The following is a 23,929-nucleotide window of genomic DNA, read 5'->3' as shown; positions in this document are numbered from 1 at the left end:
CCCGCGCCTCCCGGACGACGGCCCTATTCCAGCACGTTGCCGCGCTTGGGACCGAAGCCCGGGATGTCGCAGCGGCAGGGCGACTGGATCGGGCTCGGATAGGCGGGACAATTGCCGCGTGAGGTGACGCAGACGCTGCCCATGCGCTGGCGTCCGTATCGCGGCGGCAGGGGCCGGCGCTCGCCATCCTCGTAGGGCCGGGCATAGCCATCGTAGCGATCGTAGCCCCGTCCCCGGTCGTCGCCGTAGGGCGAACGGCCATAGGGCGACCTGTCGTAGCCCTCGTCGATCCGGAACTGGACTTGTGCCTGGGACTGCCCCAAGCCGAGGGCCGTCGTCGCCGCCAGGGCGGTCAGGGCGGCGAAGGCGATGCGGCGTACGGGTCCGAGAATCATGGCGAGGGATGTCCCAATCGAGAATGCGGCGAAAGACTAACCTTGTCTGCATGAACGCCGTCTGAGGTCGCCGCCGCAAGCGGCCCGTATCGCCGGCACCCTGCAATTGTTCCCGGCCGCGCGGTTGCCGCAGGGCGGCCGCCTCGCTACCTACGACCGACCCACTTCCACACCCGGCGCCCGATCCGGCGGTGTCCGGCCAGCTGCGAACCCGACATGGAGCTTCTCAAGCTCGCTGCCCTCGACGCGGAGGATCTCGCCATCCTCTCGGCTCATCTCCAGGATGCGGTCCTGCGCCCGCAGGATCTCGCCTATCTCGCGTCGTCGCACCGCTTCGTGCTGGTGGGGCGGCGTTTCGACTGGTCGACGCCGGATGCCGAGGCCCCGCGCCGGCGCCTCACCGGCCTGCATTTCGAGCGGGTCATGGCCGTGCGCGCCCGCGGCATCACGCCCGGCTCCACCTCCGACGAGCCCCTCAACCTGCTGGCCGTCACCTTCGAGCCGAAGGCGGACCCCTCCGGCACCGTGACCCTGGTCTTTGCGGGCAAAGCGGCGATCCAGCTCGATGTAGAATGCATCGAGGCGCGGCTGAAGGATCTCGGTCCGGTCTGGGAGGTGGAAGGCCGCCCCGACCACGAGGCGGCGGAAGCCGGCCGCGCCGCGATCCAGGGTCAAGCGTTCCAGGGCCATGCGGATGAGGCTCCTTCCGCCAAGGACTCCGCCAAGGACAATGTCGTGAAAGATTCTGCCTGATGGTGCGCCTCGACAGCCGCGACGCCGATTTCGCCGCCGCTTTCACCGGTCTTCTCAGCGTCAAGCGCGAGATCTCCGAGGATGTGGACGAGACCGTGCGCGGGATCATCGCCGGCGTGATCTCCGGCGGCGACGCCGCCCTGGTGGACTACACCCGCCGCTTCGACCGGCTCGGCGAGGACTTTTCCGCCGCGACCCTGCGGGTGACGCCCGATGAGGTGCGGGTCGCCATCGCCGCCTGTCCGGCCGAGGCCCTCGACGCCCTCCGCCTCGCCGCGACCCGCATCGAGGCCTTCCATCGTGGCCAGGTGCCGGCCGACCACATGGCCACCGACGATCTCGGCGTGACCTCGGGCTGGCGCTGGACGGCGCTCGAATCGGTCGGCCTCTACGTGCCCGGCGGAACCGCGAGCTACCCCTCCTCCGTCCTGATGAACGCCATTCCCGCCCGCGTCGCGGGGGTGCCGCGGGTCGTCATGGTGGTGCCGATGCCGGAGGGGCAGATGAACCCCCTGGTTCTCGCCGCCGCCGACCTCGCCGGCGTCAGCGAGATCTACCGGGTCGGCGGCGCTCAGGCCGTGGCGGCGCTCGCCTACGGCACCGGGACCATCGCCCCCGTGGCCAAGATCGTCGGGCCGGGCAATGCCTGGGTGGCGGCGGCCAAGCGCCGAGTCTTCGGGCAGGTCGGGATCGACATGATCGCCGGCCCCTCCGAGGTGCTGATCCTCGCCGACGGCCACGCCAACCCCGATTGGGTCGCCGCCGATCTCCTCGCCCAGGCCGAGCACGATGTGGCCGCCCAGTCGATCCTCATCACCGATTCGTCCGACCTCGCCGACGCCGTGGAGAGCGCCGTCGAGCGGGCTCTCGCCACCCTGCCCCGGGCCGACATCGCCCGGGCGAGCTGGCGCGATTACGGGGCGATCGTCCGCGTCCGCGATTTCGACGAGGCCGTCCCCCTGGTGGACCGCCTCGCCCCCGAGCACCTGGAGATCGAGACCGCCGACCCGGAGGCCCTGGCCGCCAAGGTCCGCAATGCCGGCGCGATCTTCCTCGGCAGCCATACGCCGGAAGCCATCGGCGATTATGTGGGTGGCCCCAACCACGTCCTGCCCACCGCCCGCTCGGCCCGGTTCTCGTCGGGCCTCGGCGTGCTCGACTTCATGAAGCGGACGACGATCCTGCGCTGCGATCCCGCGGCGCTGAGGGTCCTGGGGCCGGCAGCCATCGCCCTCGGACAGTCGGAGGGCCTCGACGGCCACGCCCGCTCCGTGGCGATCCGCCTGAATCTGTGAGGGGACGATGGCAGGCCCAGACCAATCTGAAACGCAACAACCGGAAACGGGACGATCGGCAGGGGCATCGTCGTCCATCCACCGCCTCGCGGCGGTGACCTTCGACGAGGATTCCATCGGCCGGGGCAACCCGGACCAGGAACACGAGCGCGCCATCGCGATCTTCGACATCCTGGAAGAGAACCACTTCTCGATTCCCGGACGCGAGGGCCCCTACGCCCTCACCCTCGGTCTCGTGGAGAACAAGCTCGCCTTCGCGATCCGCCGCGAGGACGGCGAGCCGGTGATGACGCACCTGCTGTCACTGACCCCGTTCCGCCGGGTGATCCGCGACTACGAGATGATCTGCGAGAGCTACTACAACGCGATCAAGACCGCCTCGCCCACCCAGATCGAAGCGATCGACATGGGACGGCGCGGCCTGCACAACGAAGCCTCCGAGCTTCTGCGACAGCGGCTCGAAGGCAAGGTCGATCTCGACCACGACACCGCCCGGCGTCTGTTCACCTTGGTCTTCGCCTTGCACTGGAAGGCGTAAGCGCCCTCCCCGTCGTTTGAAGCCCGAGGCAGTCACCGGATGGCGGAAGAGGCCGGCCCGAAGAAGACGCGCGTGCAGTCGGTGCTGTTCATGTGCAACTTCAACGCCGTGCGGTCCCTCGCGGCGGAGGCGGTGGCGCGCCACTATTTCGGCAAGTCCACCTATGTCCAGTCGGCGGGCGTCCGCTCCGGCGAGCCGGCCGACCCGTTCATGGTGGCGGCTCTCGACGAGATCGGCATCAACGCCTCGAAGCACCGGCCCCGGACCCTCCTCGAACTGGAGGAATGGGAGGGACTGAACTTCGACCTCATCATCACCCTGTCGCCCGAGGCTCACCATGCGGCCCTGGAAGTCACCCGCACCAACGCCGTCGATGTGGAATACTGGCCGACACCGGACCCGACGCTTATGCAGGAAGCCTCCCGTGAGCAGCGCCTCGACGCCTATCGCGACGTCAGGGACGGGCTGATCACCCGCATCAAGACCCGGCTGAAGGCGTGATCCGCCGGATCGACGTCACCGCGCCGTAGCTCTTCTCGGCGATGCGCTCCACCGCCACCGCCAGGGGCTCCACCGCCACCGCCATGTGGTGGCCGTTGGCGTGGATGAGGCGGGTCTCGTCCAGCATCATCCCCACATGGCCGCGCCAGAACACGAGGTCGCCCCGAGCCAAGCCGTCGAGGCGCGTGGGCAGCGCCGTGCCGAGGGCCGCCTCCTGCTGGTCCGCGTCGCGGGGAGACGGGATGCCCGCAAGGGCGAGGCAGAGCTGGACGAGGCCCGAGCAATCGAGCCCGAGGCTGGTGCGCCCGCCCCAAAGATAGGGCGTCCCCACGAGACGCTCGGCGGTGGCGGCAGGATCGGGCTCCACGATGCCGGCAGGCGCGCAATGATCGGCGAAGACGTAGGCGCCGCCGGCAAAGGCACCATCGTGAAAGACATGCGCATCGTCGGCGAGGCGCAGGAAATCGCCCTCCCGCCCGGTGATGCCGAGCCCGGCGCCGAGGCTCACATGGCCCAGCGGCGGCCGCTTCATGTTGGCGGCCGGATAGAGGAACGTGCGCAGGGCCGTCACCCGGTGGCTCGGAGCCGGAGTCTCCAGGGCGAGAGCGGTCTCCGGCAGGTAGCCGACATAGCCGTCGGTCACGAGCTGCACGAAGGCGAAGCCCTCGCCCGTGTCGTAGAGGGTGACGGGGTCGCCCATCACCGCCTCGGTCTCGATCCCCGCATCCGGGCTCGGCCTGCGCCGCAACGGGGCCGAGGCGGCGACGAGGCGGCCGCTTCGCCCGGCGACGTAGCGGGCGGCCCCGACACGGCCCTGCAGTCGGATGTCGGCCAGATCGGGGCGGGCCGGGACCAGCCTGGCATCGGTGAGATCGGTGATGGGAAACATGATCGGGCCAGTATCGGCGGCAGCATGGCCGCATGCAACGGCGCACGGAACAGCTTCGCCGTCGCCTCATGGATGCGACATATCGACACGACGATATGCTCGTTCCCTGGGCAATCCGCCGCCCGTGCGGAAGCAGACAGGGCATCTCTCGCCGTATCTGCGGGAAAATCCGGCGGTCTGAGGCGGAATGCGCGGAACGCGTGGGTGTGTCGTCAAAATGGTGCAATGCACTCCCGCTGCCGTCGCGCTATCCTCGGTTGGTGTGGAGCGCGGGCCGAGTCGTGAAGAAGACGCCGAAATCCTTCCAGGATCTGCCGCCGATCCGTGTCCGGCGCGAACCGCCGACGATCCCCGAGGCGATCGCCGCGGCGCAGGATCTCGCCGACGATCTCGAACAGCAGGTCGAGATCGCCGCCGGCCTGATCGGACTTCCCCTCGACGAGATGCGCCCGCACGTGCTCGCTGCCGAGAAACCGAAGCCCGAGCGGGTCTCCGAGCGCATCCTCACCGCCGGCAGCCCGAGCCGGGCGCCGCGCACCGTCATCGTCGAGCGCCGCACCCGCCCGCCGGTGGTGGTGGAACGGCGCGGCCGCCCCCTCGACGGACGGCGCTGAGCGCCTACCAGGCCAAGGTCGCACCGGTATAGTCGAGATAGGCGATGCCGGTTTTGCCGAGGCGGCCCTCGATGACGTCGGCCAGACCGGCGACGCTCGTTCCCACGTCGACATCCGCATCCTCGCCGCCCATCTCCGTGCGGACCCAGCCGGGATGGAGGAGAGCGACGCCGAACCCCTCGTCGCGGTGGCGGATCTCGAAGCTGATCGCCAGCGTGTTCAACGCCGCCTTGCTCGCGCGGTAGGTCTCCCATCCGCCGCTGTCGTTGAGGGAGACGCTGCCGAGGACGGAGCTCATGAAGGCAATGAGGCCGTTGTCGGCCAGCCGGTCGCGGAACAGTTCGGCGAAGCGGATCGGGCTGATGGCGTTGGTGAGATAGACCTGCGCGGCGACGTCGCGCGGGACCTGATGGGCCGGGTCGTGGGCCTGGGTCGCCACGCCGGCTACCACGAAGATCAAGTCGTAGCGCTGGTGGACGAGCCGGTCGTGGAGGGCGGCTACCGCCCCGTCGTCGTCGATATCGGCGGTCTCGATGCTGAGCGCATCGGAGGCTAAAGCCGCCAATCCGCCGGAGGGCGAGCGCTGCGTGGCGGTGACGGCCCAGCCGCGCTGGAGGAACGTCTCCACCAATCCGAGGCCCAGGCCCCGCGAGGCCCCGACGATCAATGCGTTCCTGCGTGTTCCGGTCATGATGAGGGCTCTCCGCCGCCGGGGGCGAGCCCGGCCTCACCGGTCTAGGTTGGTCTTTTCCTCACGGCGACAATGGCGGCGGATGCGCTCAATCGGCGGTCTGGACCGACCAGGTGGCATGGCTGATCCGCCCGTCGCGCTCCAGCCCGGCCACCACCGCGTCGAGTTCGGCGGAATCCACCGCCGTCGCCACCAGGGTCGCCACCACCTCCACCGTCTCCTCGCCGCGCTCCACCACCTCGGTGCCGCCGACCGGGTAATGCGCCGCCTCGAGCCGCTCCACGAGGAGGTCGCGGGCGGGGCCGGCATGCTCGGCCTGCACCGTGATCTGCACTTCGTAGGTGGCCTCGGTCTGGCTCTCATCGATGGGGACGCGGTTGATGGCGTTGACGAGGGGCCGCAGCAATGTGTTGCCGGACAGGACCGCCGCCGTGACGAAACAGGCCTCCAGGGGGAAGTCCGCCCCGGCGAAGGCCCCCACCGCCGCCGAGCACCAGAGGGTGGCGGCGGTGTTGAGGCCGCGCACGTTCATGCCCTCCTTCATGATGACGCCGGCCCCGAGGAAACCGACGCCCGAAATGACGTAGGCGACCGTGCTCACCGCGCCGCGCGTTCCTTCGAGGCGCATGCCGAGATCGACGAAGGCCGCCGCGCCCACCGCCACCAGCACGTTGGTGCGCAGGCCCGCCGTGCGCTGGCGATATTGCCGCTCGGCCCCGATCATCGTGCCGAGGACGAACGCGACGACGAGGCTGATGGCGGAATTGACGAATTCGGGGAGCGGCGAGGCGAGGAGCGCGGTCATGGGCGCTGCATGTCGCCCGCCCATGACGAAACGGTGACGCTTCGCGCGTCAGCCCTCGAGAAAGGCCCGCAGGGCTTTCAGGGTCTCGGCCGGGTTCTCCTCCGCCAGGAAATGCCCGGAGGTGATGTCCACGGCCTCGGCCTTCGGCGCGAAGGTGCGCTGCCAGGCCGCCAGGGGGGTCTCGTGCGAATGGTCGAGATAACCGTCCCCGGTGAGGATCAGGGTCCGGCAGGATAAGGTCTTGCCCGCCGCGAGGTCGTCGAGATCCGCCTCGCGGTCGCGGGTCGCACCGGCCCGGTAATCCTCGCAGAAGGCGTGAATGCGCTCGGGCACGGTCCAGTTGTCGCGGTAGAGGCGCAAGGCCTCCGGGGCGAAGGGGTCGAGGTTCCGGGCGTTGCTCCATTGCCGGAGGAGGCCCTCGAAATAGGCGACCGGATCGCGGCCGATCTCCTCCTCCGGACCGGGGGCCGGCCGGGCCAGGGATGCCCAATGCGACGACACGTCGGGATCGGCTTCGATCCGCTCCCACTGGACGAGGGTGGGCAGGATATCGAGGAGGGCGAGGCGCTCGATCCGGCCCGGCTCGTCGAGGGCGAGGCGGTAGCCCACCCGCGCCCCGCGATCGTGACCCACGAAACCGAAGCGGACATGGCCGAGACGCTCCATGATCGCCACCACGTCCCGCCCCATGCGGCGCTTGGAATAGACGTCGTGGCGGGCGTCGCCCTTAGGTGCCTCCGACCAGCCGTATCCCTTCAGATCGAGGCAGACCACGCGATGGGTCTCGGCCAAAGCCGGCGCGATCCGGTGCCAGCAGGCATGGGTCTGCGGAAAACCGTGCAGCAGGATCAGGGGAGGCGCATCCTCCGGGCCGCCGCTGCGGGCGAAGAACCGGCCCTCCGGGATGTCGATCCAATCCGCGCTGAAGCCGGGGAAGAGGTCCGTGCTCATGGTCTGCTCCAGTCTGCCCGCTTAGCGTGCCTCACAAAACTCCCGATCACGGTCGGCTCTCGCTTCGAGCACGACAGTGCAGCGGGAGTTTTGTGAGAGACACTTGGTGAGGACGGAAACCGGGAGGCCGGCCCCGGGTTTCCACCGACGTCGCACGGGATGCGACATAACGCCGAAATCCGCCCGAAAATCCCTGGACCGGCGGAGAAATCCGCTCTGCATGCATTCGACTTCATGAAATCCCGGTGGTCGGGCATTCTGCCCGATCTCACCCTCGTGTTTCACGGGAAACGTCCCACGGGATTGACGCCGGTGCTGCGCAGCAGGCACACCCGATCGACATAGGGATCTCTTAAGAATCCGCCCGAGGAGACGCGCATGGTGCTGTACGCCGGCCCTGCCACGATCATGACCCGCTCATGAGTGATGCGACATTGGCCACGCGTCCCGCCGCCCTGCCACCGCAGGCCGCCGACGAAGCCTTGCGCGCCCGCATCTTCGCCCTTCGCGATGGGCTGAGCCATGGGCTCATCGGCGCGGAGACCCTGGTGGAGCGCCTGCTCATCGGGCTTCTCACCGGTGGCCATCTCCTCATCGAGGGCGCGCCCGGCCTCGCCAAGACCCGTGCGGTCAAGCGCCTGTCGGACGGGCTCGACGGCAGTTTCGCCCGCATCCAGTGCACGCCCGACCTGATGCCGGCCGATCTCACCGGCACCACCGTCTGGCGCCAGGATGCCGGCGACTTCGAGTTCCTGCCCGGCCCGCTGTTCCATTCGCTGATCCTTGTCGACGAGGTGAACCGCGCCCCGCCCAAGGTCCAGTCGGCGCTGCTCGAATCCATGGCCGAGGGCCAGATCACCGTCGCCGGACACACCCATGTGCTGCCCGACCCGTTCATGGTCGTGGCGACCCAGAACCCCATCGAGCATGCGGGCACCTTCCCCCTGCCGGAAGCCCAGCTCGACCGCTTCCTCCTCCACGTGGTGGTGGAGATGCCCGACGAAGCCTCCGAGCGCCGCATCCTCGACCTCGTCGAGGGCGAGTTGAACCACCATGCCGAGGCGATGGCGGTGAAGCTCACCGTGGCGGAGATCCGCGCCGCGCGCGCGGCGGCCCTCAACGTCCACGTCTCGTCGGCCCTCAAGGACTATCTGGTGCGGCTCGTGGCCGGCACCCGCACCGACAAGGCCGCCCCGGATCTCCGCGCCTCGATCGAGCATCCGGCCTCCCCGCGCGGGACGCTGGCGCTCATGCTGGCCGGCAAGGCGCGAGCCTATCTGCGCGGCCGCGACCACGTGATCCCGGAGGATATCTCGGATCTCGCCGCCGACGCCCTGGCGCACCGGATCGGTCTCACCTGGCGCGCCGCCGCCGAGGGACAGACCGCACGGGGCATCATCAAGGGCCTCGTCCAGCGGGTCCGGGCGCTCTGAAGGCGGAATGGTCGGGTAGCACAGCCATGGCGTCTCCCCCCGGCCCGACCACGGGCTCCGTGCACGGCCCCAGTATCCATCTCTCGGGCGAGGCCCTGATGGGCCTGCGCCACCTCGCCCGCCGGGGCGTCTCCCCGGCCACCCGCACCCTGGCTGGACTGCCCGGCGGCATCGTCACGCGGCGACGCGGGCGCGGCTCGGAGCCCGACGACGTGCGGCTCTGGTCCGAGGGCGACGACCGCCGCCATATCGACCGCAACGCCACCGCCCGCACCGGCATCCTCCACGTCCGGACCCACCATGACGAGCGCGACCGCGCCGTGGTGCTGCTGGCGGATTTCCGCCCCTCCATGCTGTTCGGCACGCGCCGCGCCCTGCGCTCGGTGGCGGCGGCCGAAGCCCTGGTGCTGCTGGGCTGGCGCATCGTCGGCGATAGCGGCCGGGTCGGCCTCGTGGCGGCCTCCTCCGGCGAGCCGGTGGTGGTCCGTCCCGGCGGCGGCGAGCGGGCGATGACGGCGGTGACGGGGGCCCTTGCCATGGCCCACGCCCAGGCGCTCGCCGCCCCGGACAGGATGGACCCTCCCCTCGACCGCAGCCTCACGGTGGCGGCGAGTCTGCTTCCGTCCGGCGGCCATCTCGTCATCGGCAGCGCCCTCGACGCACCGGGGCCCGAGTTCGACCATCTCCTCACCGTTCTGGCCGAGCGCCTGTCGATCCGCCTCGTCCTCGTCAGCGACGCGTTCGAGCGCCGGAAGCCGGCGGGGTTCTTTCCGTTCTCCACGCCGGACGGACAGCGCGGCACGGTCCAGGTCGGGCGCTCCGCCGCCATGGCGGACGGCGCGCCCGACGACCGGCTCATCGCCTATGCACGGCGCGGTATCGAGGGGTTGCGCCTCGACGCCGAGGCCGGCCCCGAAGCTTATGCCCCGCTGATGGAACGCCTCGATGCGGTGCTGTAGCGCGTGAACCCGCTCGCTTCCCCCACCGATCTCGCCCAGCTGCGCGGCCTGCACCTGCCGGCCGATGCGGCCAGCGGCGCGCAGGGCGAGGTGGTGCTGGCCATCGCGCTGGGTTTCGTCGCGGCCCTCCTCGTCGGCCTCGTCAGGCTGATGCGGGCACGGTCGAGGGCCTCGGTGCGGGCCTCGGCCCTGCGCGCTCTGTCCGAGACGCGGGCACTTCCCCCGGAGGCGCGCCTCGTCGCGCAGGCCCGCCTGCTGCGGCGCCTCACCCGGACGCTGGCCGGCGACGAGGCCGCCTCGACCCACGGGAAAGACTGGACCGCCACCCTCGACCGCCTCTTCGCCACGGACCTCTTCAGCAAGGGCGCCGGCAGGGTCGTGACGGAGGGCCTGTACCGGCGCTCCTCCCCGGCCGACGTCGAGGCGATCGATTCCGAACTCGGCCGTCTCTTCGCGCGGATCAGGGCCTGACCCGATGCCAGCCTGGTTCACCGCCTTCCTCTCGGCCTTCGATCTCGCCGCGCCCCTGGCGCTGCTGCTCCTGCCGCTGCCCTTTCTCGCGGCCCGGCTGCTGCCGCCCGAGCGGATGGGATCGAGCGGCGCCCTGCGCGTTCCCGCCTCCCTGGTGGCGGGAACGGGCCGCGGCGACAGCGTGGCGGCACGCGGACGCGGCCGCTCGCTCCTGATCTGGACCCTGTGGGTCGCCCTGGTGGCGACTCTCGCCGGCCCCCGCCTCGTCCTGCCCGCCACCGCGCTTCCGGCCTCGGGCCGTGAGATCATGCTGGTGATGGACCTGTCCGGCAGCATGGAGCGTCGGGACTTCGCCATCGACGGCGAGACCGTGACGCGGCTCACCGCCGTGAAGCGGGTGGGCACCGACTTCATCCGCCGCCGGGCCGGGGACCGGATCGGCCTCGTGATCTTCGCCAACGAATCCTACGTGGCCGCGAGCCCGAGCTTCGACACCCATACCGTGGCGCGTGCCCTCGACGAGGCGACGATCGGATTGGTCGGGCGCTCCACCGGCATCGGCGACGGTCTCGGCCTCGCCCTCAAGCGGCTGGTGCCGGCGACCTCCGGCGAGGCGCCCGACGCACCGCAGGCGACATCGAAGGTGGTGGTGCTGATGACGGACGGCGCCAACAATGCCGGCCAGACCACGCCGCGCGACGTGGCGGCCTTGGCCAAGGAACTCGGCGTCAAGGTCCACACCATCGCCCTCGGCCCCCGCGACATGTCCAATGCCGACGGCGAGCAGGATGTCGTCGATGCCGAAACCCTGCGCGAGATCTCGGCTTCCACCGGCGGTACCTTCTTCCGGGTGAAGACCACGGACGACCTCATCGCCATGGCCGATTCCATCGACGCCATCGAAGGAGGCCGTGCCAAGGCTCCCCCGGTGCCCCTGCGCCAGGACCTCTGGCCGTGGCCGGCCGGGCTCGCTCTCCTCTGCGCGGCGGGCCTGCTGGCGAGGCGCACGGCGTGAGCGCCCTCCTGTCCTTCGCCATCCTGCGGCCCTGGTGGCTCCTGGCGATTCCCGTCATCCTCGTCCTCGCCCTGCGCTCGGCCTGGCGCTCGGCCCCGATGGGCGATTGGGCAAAGGCCGTCGATCCCGGCCTGATGGCCTTCCTCGAGACGCGGGGGGCCGTCCTCGGCGGGCGGCGCCAGGCCAACCTCGCCGCCGCCATCGCGGCCGGGATCATCGCCGTCGCTCTGACCGGACCGGCCATCGAGCGTCCCGACGCGGCGACCTTCCGCAACCTCGATGCGACGGTCGTCGTCGTCGACCTCTCGCGCTCCGTCGCCGAGGGCGGCCACCTCAAGGAGGTCCGCCAGATCGCCGACAGCGTGGCCCAGGCGGCGGGGACCCGCAGCGTCGCCGTGGTGGTCTATGCCGGCGACGCCTATCTCGCCGCCCCGCCGACCACGGACCGCGACGCCCTCAGCCTCGTCCTCTTCGCCCTCGACGGCGACACCGTACCCGATCGCGGCACCCATCCCGAGCGCGGCCTCGCCATCGCGCGCCGGACCCTGGAGGAAGCGGGCGTCATCGCCGGGGACGTGGTCCTCGTCACCGATGGCGACGGGATCGGCGATGCGGCCATACGGGAAGCCACCGCGATCCGGACCAAGGGCTGGCATCTCCACGCGGTGTTCGTGCCGGCCACCAAGTCCCTGCCGGACGGTTCGCCCAAGCCCGACCGGGCGGCCCTCGACCGCGTGACCGGCGCGGGCGACGGTGTCACCGTCGATCTCGACAGGCCCGCCGCCCTCCTCGACATCGTCGGCGCCAGCACGGCCCAGCATCTGGCGGCGGGCGGCTATACCGTGCTCGCCTTCGCCGATCTCGGACGCTGGCTGATCCTGCTCGCCCTGTTTCCCGCCCTCGTCCTGTTCCGCAGGAGCGCCTGATGAGCACGGCGCGTCTCTCCTTGTCCGATCGTCTTTCTCTCCCCCGGCATTGGACCGGCTGGGCGAGGATCGCCGGCGTGACCCTGGCCGGGGCCGGCATTCTCGGCCTCACCATGGTCTCCGAGCCGCGCACGACGCTCGGCCGCAGCCTGATGGGCCTCGGCCTGCCGGGTGCCGCCGCCGTGATCCTCGCCGATCCGGCTTGGCGCGGGCCGGCGCTCTACGAGGCGGGACGCTACGAAGAGGCCATCGCGATCTTCCGGAACGGCGGCCGGCGCAACGCCTACAATCTCGCCAACGCCCTGGCGCGGTCGGGCGATTACCAGGGCGCCATCGACGCCTACGACGTCGCCCTGCAATACAACCCGCGCGATGCGGATGCGCAGGCCAACCGCTCCCTCGTCGCGCGCCTCGTGGCCGAGGGCCCGGGCGATCCGGGCAAGGGCGGCGGCCTCGCCAACGCCACGGCGACGGTGGGCTCGCGCTACAACAAGACTTCGAACCAGGACCCGAACGACGACATGAAGGCCTCCTCCGTCGGTGAGGGACTGGCCGGCAACAAGGAAGGGGGCACCTCCTCCTCGACGCCAGGCAACAGCAAGGTGGCGCGGCGCGGCAAGGCCGAGCAGCAATCGGTGGATTCCGGCAAAGGTGAAGCGAGGGGCTCGGCCAGCGACGCGGCCGGTCGCGGCCGGACAGGCGCCGGTTCCGCCATGGTCGCCGCCGCCCCGGAGCGGGAGGTGCGGCGCGTGACGAAGAGCTTCGAGGCCCACGAGATCCGGCCCGACCGGCTCTGGCTCCAGACCCTGCCCGACGATCCGGGCCGGTATCTCAAGCTGCGCCTGAAAGCCGAACAGGCGGTGCGTGTAGAGGCGGGCACGGCGGTCCCGGCGGGAAGCAACCCATGGTGAGCTTTAACGGAGAGATGCCGGTGTATTTCCCCTCTCCCCGCTCGCGGGGAGAGGACCGAAGGCACCTCGTCGTGCCTTCGGTAAGCGGAGGCGAACGCCGGAGCGAGGGTGAGGGGGCTTGTCCGAAGGAGTCTCTTTCGGACAAGCCCCCTCACCCTCGGCTGCCGCCTCGCCGCGCCGACGACGGGGTCGTCGCGGCCCTCTCCCCGCGAGCGGGGAGAGGGGAACGTCTCACGCTGTCCAATCATGAGCTTCCAGCCCGCAAAGCGGGGAGGGAATACGCCCGGCGCGGCATCCTCCTGCTCGGCGCGTTCTTGCTCCTCGCCGGTCCGGCCCATGCCGAAATCTCCCCCGGCGACCTCACCCTGACGGTGACTCCGGAGCTCAACGGCAATGCGGCGCCGTTTTCGCGGGAGATGGTGCTGCTCCACATTCGCGGCGTCTACCGGCAGGCGATCCTGCTGGAGGAAGTGGTGCAGCCGTCGCTGGCGAATTTCAGCTGGACTCAGCTCGGCCGCGACACCTGGTCGAAGACCCGCCTGCCGGACGGACAGGTGGCGGTGGCCTTCGACCGCACCATCGCGATCTTCCCGCACCATCCGGGCGATTTCACCATCGAGCCGTTCATCCACCGCCTCACCATCAACGATGGTGGCACCCGCAAGGTGGTGGACGTTCCCTCCGTGCCCGTCTCCCTGCCGGTGGCCACCTGGACGAAGGGGGTCGGCGGCCCCGATGTGAAGGAGCCGTGGTGGCTGCCGGCACGGGACGTGACGATCACCGATTCGTGGAATCCCGACCCCGAAACGGTGAAGATCGGCGAGACCACGCGGCGCATCGTCACCCTGGAGGCGCAGGGGCTGGTGGCCGAAGGGCTGCCGCCGCGCCCGGTCATGCGCACGCGCGGCATCCTCACCTTCGCCGGCCCCGTGACCCGTGAGACCATCATCACGCCGACGGGGCCGGTGGCGCGGGCCACCTATCAATGGGATGTCCGCCCTGCCGTCACCGAGATCGTCCCGCTCGATGCGATCTCCATCCCCTGGTTCGACACCGTCTCGCGGACCCTGCGCGAGGCGGAAATTCCGGCCCGCCAGATCGGCGGAGGCCTGCCCGACCGGGATGAGGACGCCAAGCCCGTCGCTCCGGCCTCGCCGATGCTGGTGGCGGCAGCGGCTCTGAGCGCCTTCGGGTTCGGCCTTGCCCTCATCGGCTTTGGCGTTCCGAGAGGTTCGCGCCGGTTGCGCCTCGATAGTGCGACACGGCGCGAGCTCGCACGAGACGCGGAGGCGGGCGACGGACCGGGTTTCCGCGCCGCCCTCGGCCCGGTCTTCGAGCGCGAGCCCGAACTCGTACGGCATTGGCGCTCCACCCCCGCCATCGCCGAGGCTCTGGCCGCCCTCGACGCGTCGCTCTATGGCCGAGCCGAGGAAACGACACCGGATCTGACTCTGTTAGCCGGCAACCTGTCGAAGCCGGTCAAGATCGACAGGCCTTCCACCGAGCCTGTCACCCGCCTGGCGGATCTCGATGGCCGGGCTTTGCGACGGTAACCTTTCGTTCACCCTGTTCTGAGAACGTTGAGCCTCGTCCACGGACGATGAGTTGGGTGGTGAACGTCCATGGACAGGGCTCCCGGCGACGGGAGCACGCAGCGGAATGACATGAGCCGAGGGCGCGAGACAGTCAGGGGCCATGCCGCAAGGGTGCTGATCGCAGCAGGTCTCGTCGCGTCCGTCTGGTGCGGCCCGGCCCAGGCCGCCGATGCGCGGGAGCGCTGGTCCACCCCCTACGGCGTGGAGGCCAACCGCCCTGTCCCGGGGGCCGAGCCGCCGCCGCGTTACTTTCCGCGCGCGGACGAGGACGGCGCGCCGCGACGGGAGCGTGCGAGACCCCGGCGGGTCGCCTGCATCCCGAGAAGCGTGCCCATCCCCACCGACGCGCCGGACGATCCGAGCTATGTCGGTTCCGCCTACGGGCTCGGAAAGCCGAGTTATTACGGGTTCAAGCCGGCGCTGGGTGTCGACGATCCGTTCGGCCGGTCGTTGCTGCCCTATTGCAACTGACCTCGGCCGCCCGCGGCGTCTGGCCTTCCGGCGCCGAGTTGGGATAGTCGAGGGACGATCCGACGTCCCTTAGTGTCTCTCACAAAACTCCCGCTGCGCCGTCGTGCTCCGAGGAGAACCGACCGTAGTCGGGAGTTTTGTGAGAGACACTCTCAGAGCCCTGCCGAAGAGTCCCGATGAGCAGCCAAGCCTCGCCCGTCACCCCGGCCCGGTTCGACGCCGTGGCCCCCATGCGGGCCTGCATCCGCGCCTGGAAGGCGGCGGGCGACCGTGTCGTCCTCGTGCCCACCATGGGTGCCCTGCACCAGGGCCACCTCTCCCTCGTGAGCCGGGCGCGGGAACTCGGAGAGCGGGTCGTCGTCAGCATCTTCGTCAACCCGACGCAGTTCGGGCCGAGCGAGGATTTCTCGCGCTATCCGCGCGACACCGAGGCCGATCTCGCGCTCCTGTCGGAGGCGGGCGTCGATGCCGCGTATCTTCCCACCGTGGAGACGATGTACCCGGCGGATTTCTCCACCAGCCTCGCGGTGGCGGGCATCAGCGAGGGATTGTGCGGCGCCTTTCGGCCGGGCCATTTCTCCGGCGTCGCCACGGTGGTGACGAAGCTCGTCAATCAGGTCCAGCCCGATACCGCCCTGTTCGGCGAGAAGGATTTCCAGCAATTGCAGGTCATCCGCCGCGCGGTCCGTGACCTCGACATCCCCGTCACCATCGGCGGCGTGCCGACCCTGCGGGAGGAGGACGGGCTCGCCCTCTCCTCGCGCAACCGCTACCTCGATGCGGACGAACGACGGATCGCCCCCCTGCTCCACCGCGAGCTGGTGCGCATCGCCGAAGGGCTGAGAGCGGGGAACGCCGCCTCACCGCTCGTCTCCGCCTCGACCGATCGCCTGATCGAGGCCGGGTTCAGCACAATCCAGTATCTCAGCGTGTGCGAGGCCGACACGCTGGCCCCGGTGGAGCACGCCACGGGACCGACCCGAATCCTGGTCGCCGCCTATCTCGGCTCGACGCGGCTCATCGACAACGTCGCCGTCTGACGGGACTGTGGAGTCAGTGGCGCGGCCGGTCCAGGCGGTGAGCCATGAAGAAGTCGACCATCGCCCGTGACGCATCCGGGCCACGCGCATCGGTGTAGCTGCCCGCCGGGTCACCGCCCGACCAGGAATGGCCGAGGCCGCGCACGACCCAGCTTTCCACCACCACGCGATCGGAGGCATCGGCATAGCGCGTGCGGAGATAGGCCAAGCCGCCGGGGCCGGTCCCATCCGAGACGGACGGCTGCAGGGCCTCGACGCCGGCCTGGATGAGAACGTGATCGCCGTTGCGCGGATGGACGGTGCCGTCACTTTCGCCATGGACCATGATGGTCGGCACCCGCGCGGTCTCCGCCGGCGGGATCACCACGGATCCCGACGGCCCGAGACGCATGGTCGTCAGCGCCGTGGAGATGTCCCCGGCGCAACCGGCGGCGAGACCCGAATGCACGCCGACGGCGGCATAGAGGTCGGGATAGGCCAAAGCGATGTTGGCGGCGGCAGCGCCACCGGCTGAGAGGCCTGCAATATACACCCTGCGCGTATCGACCTTGTATTCGCTCATCACCGCGCGGGTGAGACCCGCGATGATCTCGGCCTCGCCGGACCCGCGTCCCTGGTCGCCGGGCTGGTACCAGTTCCAGCAACGCTGGCCGTGAGCCCTCATGCTCTGGGCGGGATAGACGACGAGGAATCCCTCCGTCTCGGCGAGACGGTTCATGCCGGTTCCGGCCGCGAAATCGTCCGGCGACTGGGTACAGCCGTGGAGCATGACGAGGAGGGGAGGCTCGGCGACCGTCCTGCTCGGAACGTAGAGCTTGTAGTCGCGTGCGCCCGCATCGCTGGCGAACGCATGCTCGGTGAAGGTCCCCTCGCCTGCGGGAGAAGCCGGGACGTTGCCATCCCGGAACAGGTTGGTGGGATCGAACCCGGAGAATCCCGACGGCACCGATCCCGGCGCGACCACGCCCTGACCCGCCTGCCCGGATGGCGACGACAGCCCGAACTTCCGCACGACCTGGTCGATGGCCTCGCGCAAATGCTCCTGCAGGCCTTCCGTCATCGACCCGGCCGTCGGATGGCCGGGCTTTGCGGGCTCGCCGCCCCCGACTTGCACCATCTGGCCCGAAGTCTCGGCGCCGGACCGACCGAAGAGGCCGCGTTGGATAAGATCGACAGCTTCCTGCAGTCGCCCTGCCCCCGTCAGTTTGGTCGCTTCGACGAGATCGTCCATACGCGTCCGGTTCGGGTGATCAGCCATCGCATGATCGCTTTCTTGGGTTTTGGGAGAGCGGACGACGGATCCGATCGATGCTGGATACACAGAGATCCCGCATCGACGATGGGCTTGATTCGCCTCCGCGCCGACTCGATGTGCAAAGATGTAGGCTGGTTCTGTTGCAATGCAATATGTCTTTTATTGCATTGCACCTAACGGGTTTCACTCACCATCGTTCTCGCTGACGTAGTCGCGCCAGATTGGGCTGGAACCGAGGGTGGCGACGAACGCCGCGTGCTCATTAACTTCCAAGGTGTTCAAACGGTTGCGCAATCGGCGCGGTTCCGCGGCGATGGGTCCGTCGCCCGAGGCGATGATCCGGGCCGGCTCCGTAGTCTCGACCATGGCAAGGCCCAGGCTCGTCTGCTTGCCGCCGAGCAGTTCGATATAGACCTCGGCCAGGATCTGGGCATCGAGGAGCGCCCCGTGTTTGGTGCGCCGCGTCGTATCGATCCCGTAGCGGACGCAGAGCGCGTCGAGGCTGTTGGAGGCGCCGGTATGCTTGCGCCGCGCCATCTGCAACGTGTCGACCACGGCGCCCAGGTCGATCTGCGGCGGCCCGCCTTCGCCGAGCCGGGCGAATTCCATATTGAGGAAGCCCACATCGAAGGGCGCGTTGTGGATTACGAGGGGGGAATCGCCGCAGAAGGCGACGAAATCCGCGACGATCGCCGAGAAGACCGGTTTGTCGGAAAGGAACGCGTCGGACAGACCGTGGACGGCGAAGGCGCCCTGCGAGACGGGTCGCGTCGGGTTGACGTAGCGGTGGAAGGTCACCCCCGTCTGGATGTGGTTGATCAGCTCGACGCAGCCGATCTCGATCAGCCGATCCCCGTTCTTGGCGTCCGTTCCGGTGGTCTCGGTGTCGAGGACGATCTCACGGAGCATGGTGCGGTCCAATCGAGGGATACGAAGCGATCGGTCAGACCGGCCCTAAGCCGGCGAGACGTTCAATGAGAGCGTCGACCTGATTTTCGGCGTCAGCAAGGCCAAGCCCGGTATCGATGAGGACGTCGGCGCGGGCGCGTTTCTCGGCATCGGGCATCTGCTTGGCGAGGATGGCGGCAAGCGTCGCCTCGGACATGCCGGGACGTGCGAGCACACGCTGCCGCTGAACCTCGGGATCCGCCGTCACCACCAGAACCGCATCGCATCTTGCCTCCCCGCCGGTCTCGAACAGGAGGGGGATGTCGAGGATCACCAGGGATGCGTCGGCATGCTCGTCGAGGAAGCTTTGCTCCTCCGCCCGGACGAGGGGATGGATCGCGGCCTCGAGCCGGGCAAGGGATTCGGGCTGGCCGAGCACATGGTCGCGCAGGCGCGCACGGTCGACGGAGTCATCCTGCGCGATGGCATCGGGAAACAGGTCGGCGATGAGGCGAGCACCCGCGCCCCCCGTCGCGTAGAGGCGCCGCACCGCCGCATCCGCGTCGTGGATCGGGATGCCGCGCCGGGCGAATAGGGAGGCCGTGGTCGATTTCCCCATGCCGATGGAGCCGGTGAGGCCGAGGATGAAGGGCCGGGTCATCGCTTCGCCACCAGATCGGCGACGATGAGGGCACGCAGTTCCGACGTCACCACGGGACGGGTTCCGAACCAGCGCTCGAACCCCGGTACGGCCTGGTGCAGCAGCATGCCGAGCCCGTCGACCACACGATGCCCTCGCACCGCGGCCGCGGCGAGAAGCGGCGTCTCCAGGGGCGAGTAGACGATATCGGCGACGGCACATTCAGCCCGTAGGCGATCGAGGGTGATGTCGAGGGGCGGCTTGCCGGTCATGCCGAGGGAGGTGGTGTTGATGAGAAGCCGCGCGCGACCGAGAGCGGCGTCGAGGCCGTCCCACGCGATGGCCTCGACGCGGGCCGGGTCGAGCTCCGCGATGGCCTCGGCCCGTGAGCGGGTGCGGTTGGCCACGAGGATACGGGTCGCCGGCCCGTCGAGGAGACCCGCGACGACGGCCCGTGCCGCTCCCCCCGCCCCGAGGATCACGACGTCACCGGTATCCGCGCCGAGCCAGTCCGGTCCGAGGGTCTCGTCGAGATGGGCGGTGAAGCCGACGGCGTCGGTGTTGTCGCCGACGAGACGGCCCTGCCCGTCGAAGGAGAGCGTGTTGACCGCGCCGATCCGCCGGGCGGCCTCCGTCAGCACCTCGGTACCGGCGAAGGCGGCTTCCTTGTGCGGCAGGGTGACGTTTCCGCCGGCGAATTCAGAGGTTTTCAGGTTGCGCAGGAAGGCTCCGAAATCCTCCGGCGCCACGTCGATCCGCTCGTAGGACCCGTCGAGCCCGAGGGTCGCGAGCCAATGTCCGTGGATCATCGGCGACCGGGAATGGGCGATCGGATGACCGACGACGAAGGCTTTGATCATGAAGGGGTCTCGCGAGGCGTTCGGGATCAGAAGGCAAGACAGCCGTGGCTTCGCAACCGGTCGAGCAATCCGGTCAGCGGCAGGCCGAGAATGGTGGCATGAGCGCCTTCGATCCTCGTGAAGAGATGGATGCCGAGGCCTTCCAACTGGTATCCGCCCACCGTGCCGGTGACGCGGTCATGCCCGGCGATCGCCAGATAAGTGTCGATGGCTGACGCGCTCAGATCCCGCATGGTGAGACGGGCCTCGTCGTGAAGGAGGTCCGGCTCCCGTCCCGGCACGATGAGAGCAGCGGCGGAATGCAGCGAATGCGTCTTGTTCGATAGCCGGCTCAGTTGCTGTTTAGCAGCGTCGAGAGTGGCGGATTTGTGAAACACCTCCCCTTCGCAGGCGAGAACCTGATCCGCGGCGAGGACGATCCTGTCGCCGACCGTGGCTGCCACCGCCTGCGCCTTGGCCATGGCCAACCGGAGGGCGAGATCGGCGGGAGCGAGGGGACCGGAATCGGCCTCGATAGCGCGCTCGTCGACATTCGGGATGACGATTTCCACGTCGAGGCCGGCGGCTTCGAGGAGAAGCCTGCGCGTCGGCGAACCGGAGGCGAGGATGAGCGGGCGTTCGGGAAGCCAGAGGCGGGTCATCACGGATCTCGCTTCGCGCATCATGCCACGATGAACTTGAGGCGATGCTCGCGGTGCAAATCGACGATCGCGGCGGCGGTCTCCTCGATCGACCGCCTCGTGACGTCGATGGTCGGCCAGCGATGCCGGTTGCAGAGTTTGCGGCAGGCGGCAATCTCGTCGGCCACAGCATCGCGATCGACATAGAGTGACGTGTCGTCGGCCTTCAGGCTCAGCAGGCGGTTTTGCCGGATCTGCACGATCCGCTCCGCGCTCGCCAAAAGGCCGACGACGAGGGGCTTGCGGGCATTCTCGAGATTGGGCGGCACTGGCATGCCCGGCACGAGGGGGAAATTCGCGGTCTTCAGCCCGCGATTGGCCAGATAGATCGCCGTCGGCGTCTTGGAGGTGCGGCTGACGCCCACGAGGATCACATCGGACTCGTCGATATCGAAGGGCAGGTTGCCGTCGTCATGGGCGAGGGTGAAGTTCATTGCGTCGATGCGCTTGAAATACTCGGCGTTCAGCATGTGCTGCGCCCCCGGCCGGGCCGTCGTCTCCGCGCCGAGATAAGATTGCAGCAGGGCGTGGACCGGCTGGAGCACCGAGAGGCAGGGCGACCCGGTCTCGCGGCAGGCCGCTTCCAGCCGCTCGGTCAGATCGTGGCCGACGAGGGTGTAGAGGACGAGGCCCGGCGCCGCCTCGATCTCGGAGATCACCCGTTCGAGTTGGGCCGAGGATCGCACCAGCGGATAGACATGCTCGATGGCCGAGACACCCTCATACTGGGCGGCAGCGGCGCGACCCACATTGATGAGGGTCTCGCCGGTGGAATCCGAGACGAGATGAAGGTGGAAGTAGCTGCGACTCATCGGAAATTCCCATCCCAGGCCGGCGGACGGGCGTGAGGGATCTCCGGGTTATCCACCACACCTGACGGCCGGAGTCGACAGGTGGGGATAAAGCACCCCTTCACGGGTCGGGGGCGGAACCTTCCCCCGCGTTGTCGACTCTCGCGTCAACATGCAGACCAACGACCCTCGTCCCGATCCCGGTTTGGGAGATTCAGGGAGGGTTCGGGCACGGGGGACCCATCACGGCGCGCAAGTCGCTGATTAGACTTCCCGTTCTCGAAAGTTAGCGCGAACCCGTTAAAGCCCCGTTAACGGCGGTGGCGCGGGGATGGGGTGTGGACAAGTTCGCGGTCCCGTCATCCCCCGTCTAAAAGAAAAAACAGAGTCCTAGAATCTCTCTTTTCTTATTAGATAGACGGGACGGGGACAGGGATTTCCGGTCACCCTCGGAGGCTCTCGCAAGGAAGACGGTTTTTGGAATCGAGCCTTGGAGACGCGAGGACGTCCTGCGGTAAAACAACCTCCCGGGGCGAAAGACCTTCCAGAGGGCGGACGGGGGCGTCATAGCTCTGTCCCAGGTGAGACGATCTCTTCCCTTCCATGATCGATCGGACGGATACAGGCGGGTGGATACAGGCATGACTCGACGTGACGGCACCGATCGTGCGCTGCTTCAGGTTCTCGACGGCAAGCCGTCCCGGATCCCTCCCGCCTGGATGATGCGGCAGGCCGGACGTTATCTTCCGGAATATCGCGAGGTCAGGGCCAGGGCCGGCTCCTTCCTCGACCTCTGCTACAATCCGGACTTTGCCACCGAAGTGACTCTGCAGCCGATCCGGCGTTTCGGCTTCGACGCGGCGATCCTCTTCTCCGACATCCTCGTCGTGCCGGACGCCCTCGGGCAGGATGTCCGGTTCGTCGAAGGAGAAGGTCCGCGGCTCGATCCGGTCCACGGCCAGGACGAGTTCGCCCGTCTGAAACAGGCCGACGATCCGAGCATCTTCCAGCACCTGGAGCCGGTCTTCGAGACCGTCCGGCGCCTGCGCTCCGAGCTGCCGGCCGAGACGACGCTTCTCGGGTTCTGTGGCGGTCCCTGGACGGTGGCGAGCTACATGATCGGCGGACGCGGCACGCCCGATCTCGCTCCCGCCCGCGCACTCGCCGATACCGAGACCGCCCTGGTGGAAGCGCTGATCGACCGGCTGGTCTCGGTGCAGATCGCGTACCTGTCGCGCCAGCTCGAAGCCGGTGCCGATGCGGTCCAGATCTTCGAATCCCATGCCGGCTCGCTGCCCCGGGCGCCGGGCGGGACGGCGGATGCCCTCGCGCATTGGAGCTTCTCCCCCATCGCCCGCATCGTCGACGGGGTCAGGGCACGCGTGCCGGGCGCGAAGATCATCGTCTTCGCCCGGGGCTCGGGGCTCGAAGGCCATGCTCGTGTGATGGCGGAGACCGGCGCGGACGCCGTCGGCGTCGATTGGAGCGTCGATCTGAAGGCCCTGCGCGGTGCCGTGGCGCCCCGCACCGTGACCCAGGGCAACATCCACCCCGAAACGCTGATCGAAGGTGGCGAGGCCCTGGACGCGGCCGTGGACGGGGTGCTTGAGGCGACGGACGGTCTGCCGCACATCTTCAACCTCGGCCACGGCATCACGCCGCAGACGCCGATCGCCCATGTGGAGCGGATGCTCGCCAGATTGCGGCGCTGACGGTCGGACCATGGCCGACACGCTCTATCCTTGGATCAAGGCGATCCACGTCATTGCCGTCATCTCCTGGATGGCGGGATTGCTCTACCTGCCGCGTCTCTTCGTCTATCACGCGTCCCTGCCCGAGGGCGCAGCCTCCTCGGCCCAGTCCGAGACGTTCAAGGTCATGGAACGGCGCCTGATGAAGGCGATCATGAACCCGGCCATGATCGTCACCTGGCTGCTCGGCCTGTTCCTCGTCTGGCAGAGCGGGTTCTACGCGTCGGGCTGGATGCAGGCGAAATTCGCCCTGGTGCTCGCCCTGAGCGGCTGCCACGGCTGGTTCTCGCGGATGGTGAAGGACTTTGCCGCCGACCGGAACATGCGGCCCCACCGCTTCTACCGGATGGTCAACGAGGTTCCGACGCTCCTCATGGTGGCCATCGTCATCCTCGTCATCGTCAAGCCGGGATTCGGATCATGACTTCATCGCAGTCTCGCTACCGGGCATGGGGTCTGGCCGCCGCCATAATGCTCGCCGCATCCTGCGCAGTGTCTTGCGCCGAGGCCGCGAGCTTCCCGTGCGCGAAGGCCGAGACGCCCGACGAGACGGCGATTTGCGCTCATCTTCCCCTCAACGACCTCGACGTGGAGATGGCGGTCCGGTTCGAGATCCTGCGCGGGCTCCTGCCCATGGGCGGAAACGCCAAGCTGCGCGACGATCAGGAGGCCTGGCTGCAGGAACGGCGCAGCTGCGCGGCGGACGTCGCCTGCCTGACCAGGGCCTACGAGGCCCGCCTGAAGACCCTGCGCAGCGTCTTTTCGGAATTCGCCAAGCAGGGGCCCCTGTAGAAGGCAGGCCCCTGAAGGA

General features: G+C 68.9%; 28 protein-coding genes. 17 read left to right on the top strand and 11 right to left on the bottom strand.

Features of this window, described 5'->3' with window-relative positions; all coding sequences use genetic code 11:
- Positions 1-23 precede the first annotated feature (23 nt).
- Complete coding sequence (locus tag FPV16_RS04865) at positions 24-395, bottom strand: hypothetical protein (protein ID WP_227436577.1); 372 nt, start codon at positions 393-395, stop codon at positions 24-26.
- 216 nt (positions 396-611) lie between these two features.
- Between FPV16_RS04865 and FPV16_RS04860 the strand changes: the two genes are divergently transcribed.
- The 4 genes from FPV16_RS04860 to FPV16_RS04845 are packed head-to-tail and all read left to right on the top strand — an operon-like array spanning position 612 to position 3,482.
- Positions 612-1,148, top strand: coding sequence for a DUF2948 family protein (locus FPV16_RS04860; protein WP_227436575.1), 537 nt, complete (start codon positions 612-614; stop codon positions 1,146-1,148).
- Positions 1,148-2,443, top strand: a complete 1,296-nt coding sequence (gene hisD, locus FPV16_RS04855) for a histidinol dehydrogenase (RefSeq protein ID WP_227436573.1) — start codon at positions 1,148-1,150, stop codon at positions 2,441-2,443. The genes FPV16_RS04860 and hisD overlap by 1 nt, the downstream gene beginning before the upstream one ends.
- A gap of 7 nt (positions 2,444-2,450) precedes the next feature.
- Positions 2,451-2,981, top strand: a complete 531-nt coding sequence (locus tag FPV16_RS04850; protein WP_227436571.1) for a UPF0262 family protein — start codon at positions 2,451-2,453, stop codon at positions 2,979-2,981.
- Positions 2,982-3,020: 39 nt separating this feature from the next.
- The gene (locus FPV16_RS04845) at positions 3,021-3,482 is read left to right on the top strand and encodes a low molecular weight phosphatase family protein (RefSeq protein WP_018045953.1); all 462 of its coding nucleotides are present in this window, start codon (positions 3,021-3,023) and stop codon (positions 3,480-3,482) included.
- Here FPV16_RS04845 and FPV16_RS04840 read toward each other — a convergent pair.
- Positions 3,460-4,362 (bottom strand): NlpC/P60 family protein, encoded by a 903-nt coding sequence (locus FPV16_RS04840; RefSeq protein ID WP_227436741.1) that lies wholly within the window; start codon positions 4,360-4,362, stop codon positions 3,460-3,462. The genes FPV16_RS04845 and FPV16_RS04840 overlap by 23 nt on opposite strands.
- Positions 4,363-4,652: 290 nt before the next feature.
- Between FPV16_RS04840 and FPV16_RS04835 the strand changes: the two genes are divergently transcribed.
- Complete coding sequence (locus tag FPV16_RS04835; protein ID WP_227436569.1) at positions 4,653-4,985, top strand: hypothetical protein; 333 nt, start codon at positions 4,653-4,655, stop codon at positions 4,983-4,985.
- A gap of 4 nt (positions 4,986-4,989) precedes the next feature.
- Here the strand turns inward: FPV16_RS04835 and FPV16_RS04830 are convergent, their stop codons facing one another.
- From FPV16_RS04830 to FPV16_RS04820, 3 genes are all read right to left on the bottom strand, one after another.
- On the bottom strand, positions 4,990-5,676 hold the full coding sequence (locus tag FPV16_RS04830) for an SDR family NAD(P)-dependent oxidoreductase (protein ID WP_227436567.1): 687 nt from the start codon (positions 5,674-5,676) through the stop codon (positions 4,990-4,992).
- An 88-nt stretch (positions 5,677-5,764) separates the two neighbouring features.
- Positions 5,765-6,481 carry an MgtC/SapB family protein gene (locus tag FPV16_RS04825; RefSeq protein WP_227436565.1) on the bottom strand — a complete coding sequence of 239 codons (717 nt, stop codon included), beginning with the start codon at positions 6,479-6,481 and terminating at the stop codon, positions 5,765-5,767.
- Between the two features lie 48 nt (positions 6,482-6,529).
- Entirely contained in the window at positions 6,530-7,432 is a 903-nt protein-coding gene (locus tag FPV16_RS04820; protein ID WP_227436563.1) for an alpha/beta fold hydrolase, read from the bottom strand.
- Positions 7,433-7,851: 419 nt separating this feature from the next.
- Here FPV16_RS04820 and FPV16_RS04815 point away from each other — a divergent pair, with 419 nt between their 5' ends.
- The 9 genes from FPV16_RS04815 to panC all read left to right on the top strand — a co-directional run bounded on the left by FPV16_RS04815 (position 7,852) and on the right by panC (position 16,253).
- Positions 7,852-8,865, top strand: coding sequence for an AAA family ATPase (locus FPV16_RS04815; RefSeq protein ID WP_227436561.1), 1,014 nt, complete (start codon positions 7,852-7,854; stop codon positions 8,863-8,865).
- Between the two features lie 26 nt (positions 8,866-8,891).
- Positions 8,892-9,824: a DUF58 domain-containing protein gene (locus FPV16_RS04810; RefSeq protein WP_227436559.1), complete on the top strand. Its 933-nt coding sequence runs from the start codon at positions 8,892-8,894 to the stop codon at positions 9,822-9,824.
- A 3-nt stretch (positions 9,825-9,827) separates the two neighbouring features.
- Positions 9,828-10,295, top strand: coding sequence for a DUF4381 domain-containing protein (locus tag FPV16_RS04805; protein WP_227436558.1), 468 nt, complete (start codon positions 9,828-9,830; stop codon positions 10,293-10,295).
- Positions 10,296-10,299: 4 nt separating this feature from the next.
- Positions 10,300-11,310 (top strand): VWA domain-containing protein, encoded by a 1,011-nt coding sequence (locus FPV16_RS04800; protein ID WP_227436555.1) that lies wholly within the window; start codon positions 10,300-10,302, stop codon positions 11,308-11,310.
- Positions 11,307-12,236 (top strand): vWA domain-containing protein, encoded by a 930-nt coding sequence (locus tag FPV16_RS04795; RefSeq protein WP_227436553.1) that lies wholly within the window; start codon positions 11,307-11,309, stop codon positions 12,234-12,236. Before FPV16_RS04800 ends, FPV16_RS04795 begins: the two co-directional genes overlap by 4 nt.
- Positions 12,236-13,147, top strand: coding sequence for a tetratricopeptide repeat protein (locus FPV16_RS04790; RefSeq protein WP_227436551.1), 912 nt, complete (start codon positions 12,236-12,238; stop codon positions 13,145-13,147). Before FPV16_RS04795 ends, FPV16_RS04790 begins: the two co-directional genes overlap by 1 nt.
- A 299-nt stretch (positions 13,148-13,446) precedes the next feature.
- A complete protein-coding gene (locus FPV16_RS04785; protein WP_227436739.1) occupies positions 13,447-14,700 on the top strand; it encodes a hypothetical protein in 1,254 nt (417 codons plus the stop codon).
- 111 nt (positions 14,701-14,811) lie between these two features.
- Positions 14,812-15,213 (top strand): hypothetical protein, encoded by a 402-nt coding sequence (locus FPV16_RS04780; protein WP_227436549.1) that lies wholly within the window; start codon positions 14,812-14,814, stop codon positions 15,211-15,213.
- 176 nt (positions 15,214-15,389) lie between these two features.
- Positions 15,390-16,253 carry a pantoate--beta-alanine ligase gene (gene panC, locus FPV16_RS04775; RefSeq protein ID WP_227436547.1) on the top strand — a complete coding sequence of 288 codons (864 nt, stop codon included), beginning with the start codon at positions 15,390-15,392 and terminating at the stop codon, positions 16,251-16,253.
- A 13-nt stretch (positions 16,254-16,266) separates the two neighbouring features.
- Here the strand turns inward: panC and FPV16_RS04770 are convergent, their stop codons facing one another.
- From FPV16_RS04770 to FPV16_RS04745, 6 genes are all read right to left on the bottom strand, one after another.
- Positions 16,267-17,511, bottom strand: coding sequence for an alpha/beta hydrolase family esterase (locus FPV16_RS04770; RefSeq protein ID WP_227436545.1), 1,245 nt, complete (start codon positions 17,509-17,511; stop codon positions 16,267-16,269).
- 180 nt (positions 17,512-17,691) lie between these two features.
- The gene (dnaQ, locus tag FPV16_RS04765) at positions 17,692-18,417 is read right to left on the bottom strand and encodes a DNA polymerase III subunit epsilon (protein WP_227436542.1); all 726 of its coding nucleotides are present in this window, start codon (positions 18,415-18,417) and stop codon (positions 17,692-17,694) included.
- Positions 18,418-18,451: 34 nt separating this feature from the next.
- Positions 18,452-19,057, bottom strand: coding sequence for a dephospho-CoA kinase (coaE, locus tag FPV16_RS04760; RefSeq protein WP_227436540.1), 606 nt, complete (start codon positions 19,055-19,057; stop codon positions 18,452-18,454).
- A complete protein-coding gene (locus FPV16_RS04755; protein WP_227436538.1) occupies positions 19,054-19,896 on the bottom strand; it encodes a shikimate dehydrogenase in 843 nt (280 codons plus the stop codon). The genes coaE and FPV16_RS04755 overlap by 4 nt, the downstream gene beginning before the upstream one ends.
- Before the next feature lie 26 nt (positions 19,897-19,922).
- Positions 19,923-20,537, bottom strand: a complete 615-nt coding sequence (locus FPV16_RS04750; protein WP_227436536.1) for a Maf family protein — start codon at positions 20,535-20,537, stop codon at positions 19,923-19,925.
- Between the two features lie 20 nt (positions 20,538-20,557).
- Positions 20,558-21,388 carry a pyruvate, water dikinase regulatory protein gene (locus FPV16_RS04745; RefSeq protein ID WP_227436534.1) on the bottom strand — a complete coding sequence of 277 codons (831 nt, stop codon included), beginning with the start codon at positions 21,386-21,388 and terminating at the stop codon, positions 20,558-20,560.
- 620 nt (positions 21,389-22,008) lie between these two features.
- Here FPV16_RS04745 and hemE point away from each other — a divergent pair.
- The 3 genes from hemE to FPV16_RS04730 are packed head-to-tail and all read left to right on the top strand — an operon-like array spanning position 22,009 to position 23,910.
- Entirely contained in the window at positions 22,009-23,079 is a 1,071-nt protein-coding gene (hemE, locus tag FPV16_RS04740) for a uroporphyrinogen decarboxylase (RefSeq protein WP_227436533.1), read from the top strand.
- A 10-nt stretch (positions 23,080-23,089) separates the two neighbouring features.
- The gene (gene hemJ, locus FPV16_RS04735; protein ID WP_227436531.1) at positions 23,090-23,542 is read left to right on the top strand and encodes a protoporphyrinogen oxidase HemJ; all 453 of its coding nucleotides are present in this window, start codon (positions 23,090-23,092) and stop codon (positions 23,540-23,542) included.
- Positions 23,539-23,910, top strand: a complete 372-nt coding sequence (locus FPV16_RS04730) for a lysozyme inhibitor LprI family protein (protein ID WP_227436529.1) — start codon at positions 23,539-23,541, stop codon at positions 23,908-23,910. The genes hemJ and FPV16_RS04730 overlap by 4 nt, the downstream gene beginning before the upstream one ends.
- Positions 23,911-23,929 lie beyond the last annotated feature (19 nt).

Origin of the sequence: Methylobacterium sp. W2, from assembly GCF_020662345.1 — a bacterium.
In the GTDB taxonomy this organism is placed as follows: domain Bacteria; phylum Pseudomonadota; class Alphaproteobacteria; order Rhizobiales; family Beijerinckiaceae; genus Methylobacterium.
Note: the sequence above shows the minus strand (reverse complement) of the source record. Positions and strands in the feature narration are given on the sequence as shown.

What these genes read in the sequence shown, in the direction of transcription:
- coaE (WP_227436540.1), bottom strand. Translation starts at nt 19,057, where the DNA reads ATGACCCGGCCCTTCATCCTCGGCCTCACCGGCTCCATCGGCATGGGG.
- FPV16_RS04850 (WP_227436571.1), top strand. Translation starts at nt 2,451, where the DNA reads ATGGCAGGCCCAGACCAATCTGAAACGCAACAACCGGAAACGGGACGA.
- FPV16_RS04730 (WP_227436529.1), top strand. Translation starts at nt 23,539, where the DNA reads ATGACTTCATCGCAGTCTCGCTACCGGGCATGGGGTCTGGCCGCCGCC.
- FPV16_RS04860 (WP_227436575.1), top strand. Translation starts at nt 612, where the DNA reads ATGGAGCTTCTCAAGCTCGCTGCCCTCGACGCGGAGGATCTCGCCATC.
- FPV16_RS04750 (WP_227436536.1), bottom strand. Translation starts at nt 20,537, where the DNA reads ATGACCCGCCTCTGGCTTCCCGAACGCCCGCTCATCCTCGCCTCCGGT.
- FPV16_RS04865 (WP_227436577.1), bottom strand. Translation starts at nt 395, where the DNA reads ATGATTCTCGGACCCGTACGCCGCATCGCCTTCGCCGCCCTGACCGCC.
- FPV16_RS04830 (WP_227436567.1), bottom strand. Translation starts at nt 5,676, where the DNA reads ATGACCGGAACACGCAGGAACGCATTGATCGTCGGGGCCTCGCGGGGC.
- FPV16_RS04745 (WP_227436534.1), bottom strand. Translation starts at nt 21,388, where the DNA reads ATGAGTCGCAGCTACTTCCACCTTCATCTCGTCTCGGATTCCACCGGC.
- FPV16_RS04815 (WP_227436561.1), top strand. Translation starts at nt 7,852, where the DNA reads ATGAGTGATGCGACATTGGCCACGCGTCCCGCCGCCCTGCCACCGCAG.
- panC (WP_227436547.1), top strand. Translation starts at nt 15,390, where the DNA reads ATGAGCAGCCAAGCCTCGCCCGTCACCCCGGCCCGGTTCGACGCCGTG.
- FPV16_RS04820 (WP_227436563.1), bottom strand. Translation starts at nt 7,432, where the DNA reads ATGAGCACGGACCTCTTCCCCGGCTTCAGCGCGGATTGGATCGACATC.
- FPV16_RS04810 (WP_227436559.1), top strand. Translation starts at nt 8,892, where the DNA reads ATGGCGTCTCCCCCCGGCCCGACCACGGGCTCCGTGCACGGCCCCAGT.
- FPV16_RS04790 (WP_227436551.1), top strand. Translation starts at nt 12,236, where the DNA reads ATGAGCACGGCGCGTCTCTCCTTGTCCGATCGTCTTTCTCTCCCCCGG.
- FPV16_RS04755 (WP_227436538.1), bottom strand. Translation starts at nt 19,896, where the DNA reads ATGATCAAAGCCTTCGTCGTCGGTCATCCGATCGCCCATTCCCGGTCG.
- hemJ (WP_227436531.1), top strand. Translation starts at nt 23,090, where the DNA reads ATGGCCGACACGCTCTATCCTTGGATCAAGGCGATCCACGTCATTGCC.
- FPV16_RS04800 (WP_227436555.1), top strand. Translation starts at nt 10,300, where the DNA reads ATGCCAGCCTGGTTCACCGCCTTCCTCTCGGCCTTCGATCTCGCCGCG.
- FPV16_RS04845 (WP_018045953.1), top strand. Translation starts at nt 3,021, where the DNA reads ATGGCGGAAGAGGCCGGCCCGAAGAAGACGCGCGTGCAGTCGGTGCTG.
- dnaQ (WP_227436542.1), bottom strand. Translation starts at nt 18,417, where the DNA reads ATGCTCCGTGAGATCGTCCTCGACACCGAGACCACCGGAACGGACGCC.
- hemE (WP_227436533.1), top strand. Translation starts at nt 22,009, where the DNA reads ATGACTCGACGTGACGGCACCGATCGTGCGCTGCTTCAGGTTCTCGAC.
- FPV16_RS04825 (WP_227436565.1), bottom strand. Translation starts at nt 6,481, where the DNA reads ATGACCGCGCTCCTCGCCTCGCCGCTCCCCGAATTCGTCAATTCCGCC.
- hisD (WP_227436573.1), top strand. Translation starts at nt 1,148, where the DNA reads ATGGTGCGCCTCGACAGCCGCGACGCCGATTTCGCCGCCGCTTTCACC.
- FPV16_RS04770 (WP_227436545.1), bottom strand. Translation starts at nt 17,511, where the DNA reads ATGGCTGATCACCCGAACCGGACGCGTATGGACGATCTCGTCGAAGCG.
- FPV16_RS04780 (WP_227436549.1), top strand. Translation starts at nt 14,812, where the DNA reads ATGAGCCGAGGGCGCGAGACAGTCAGGGGCCATGCCGCAAGGGTGCTG.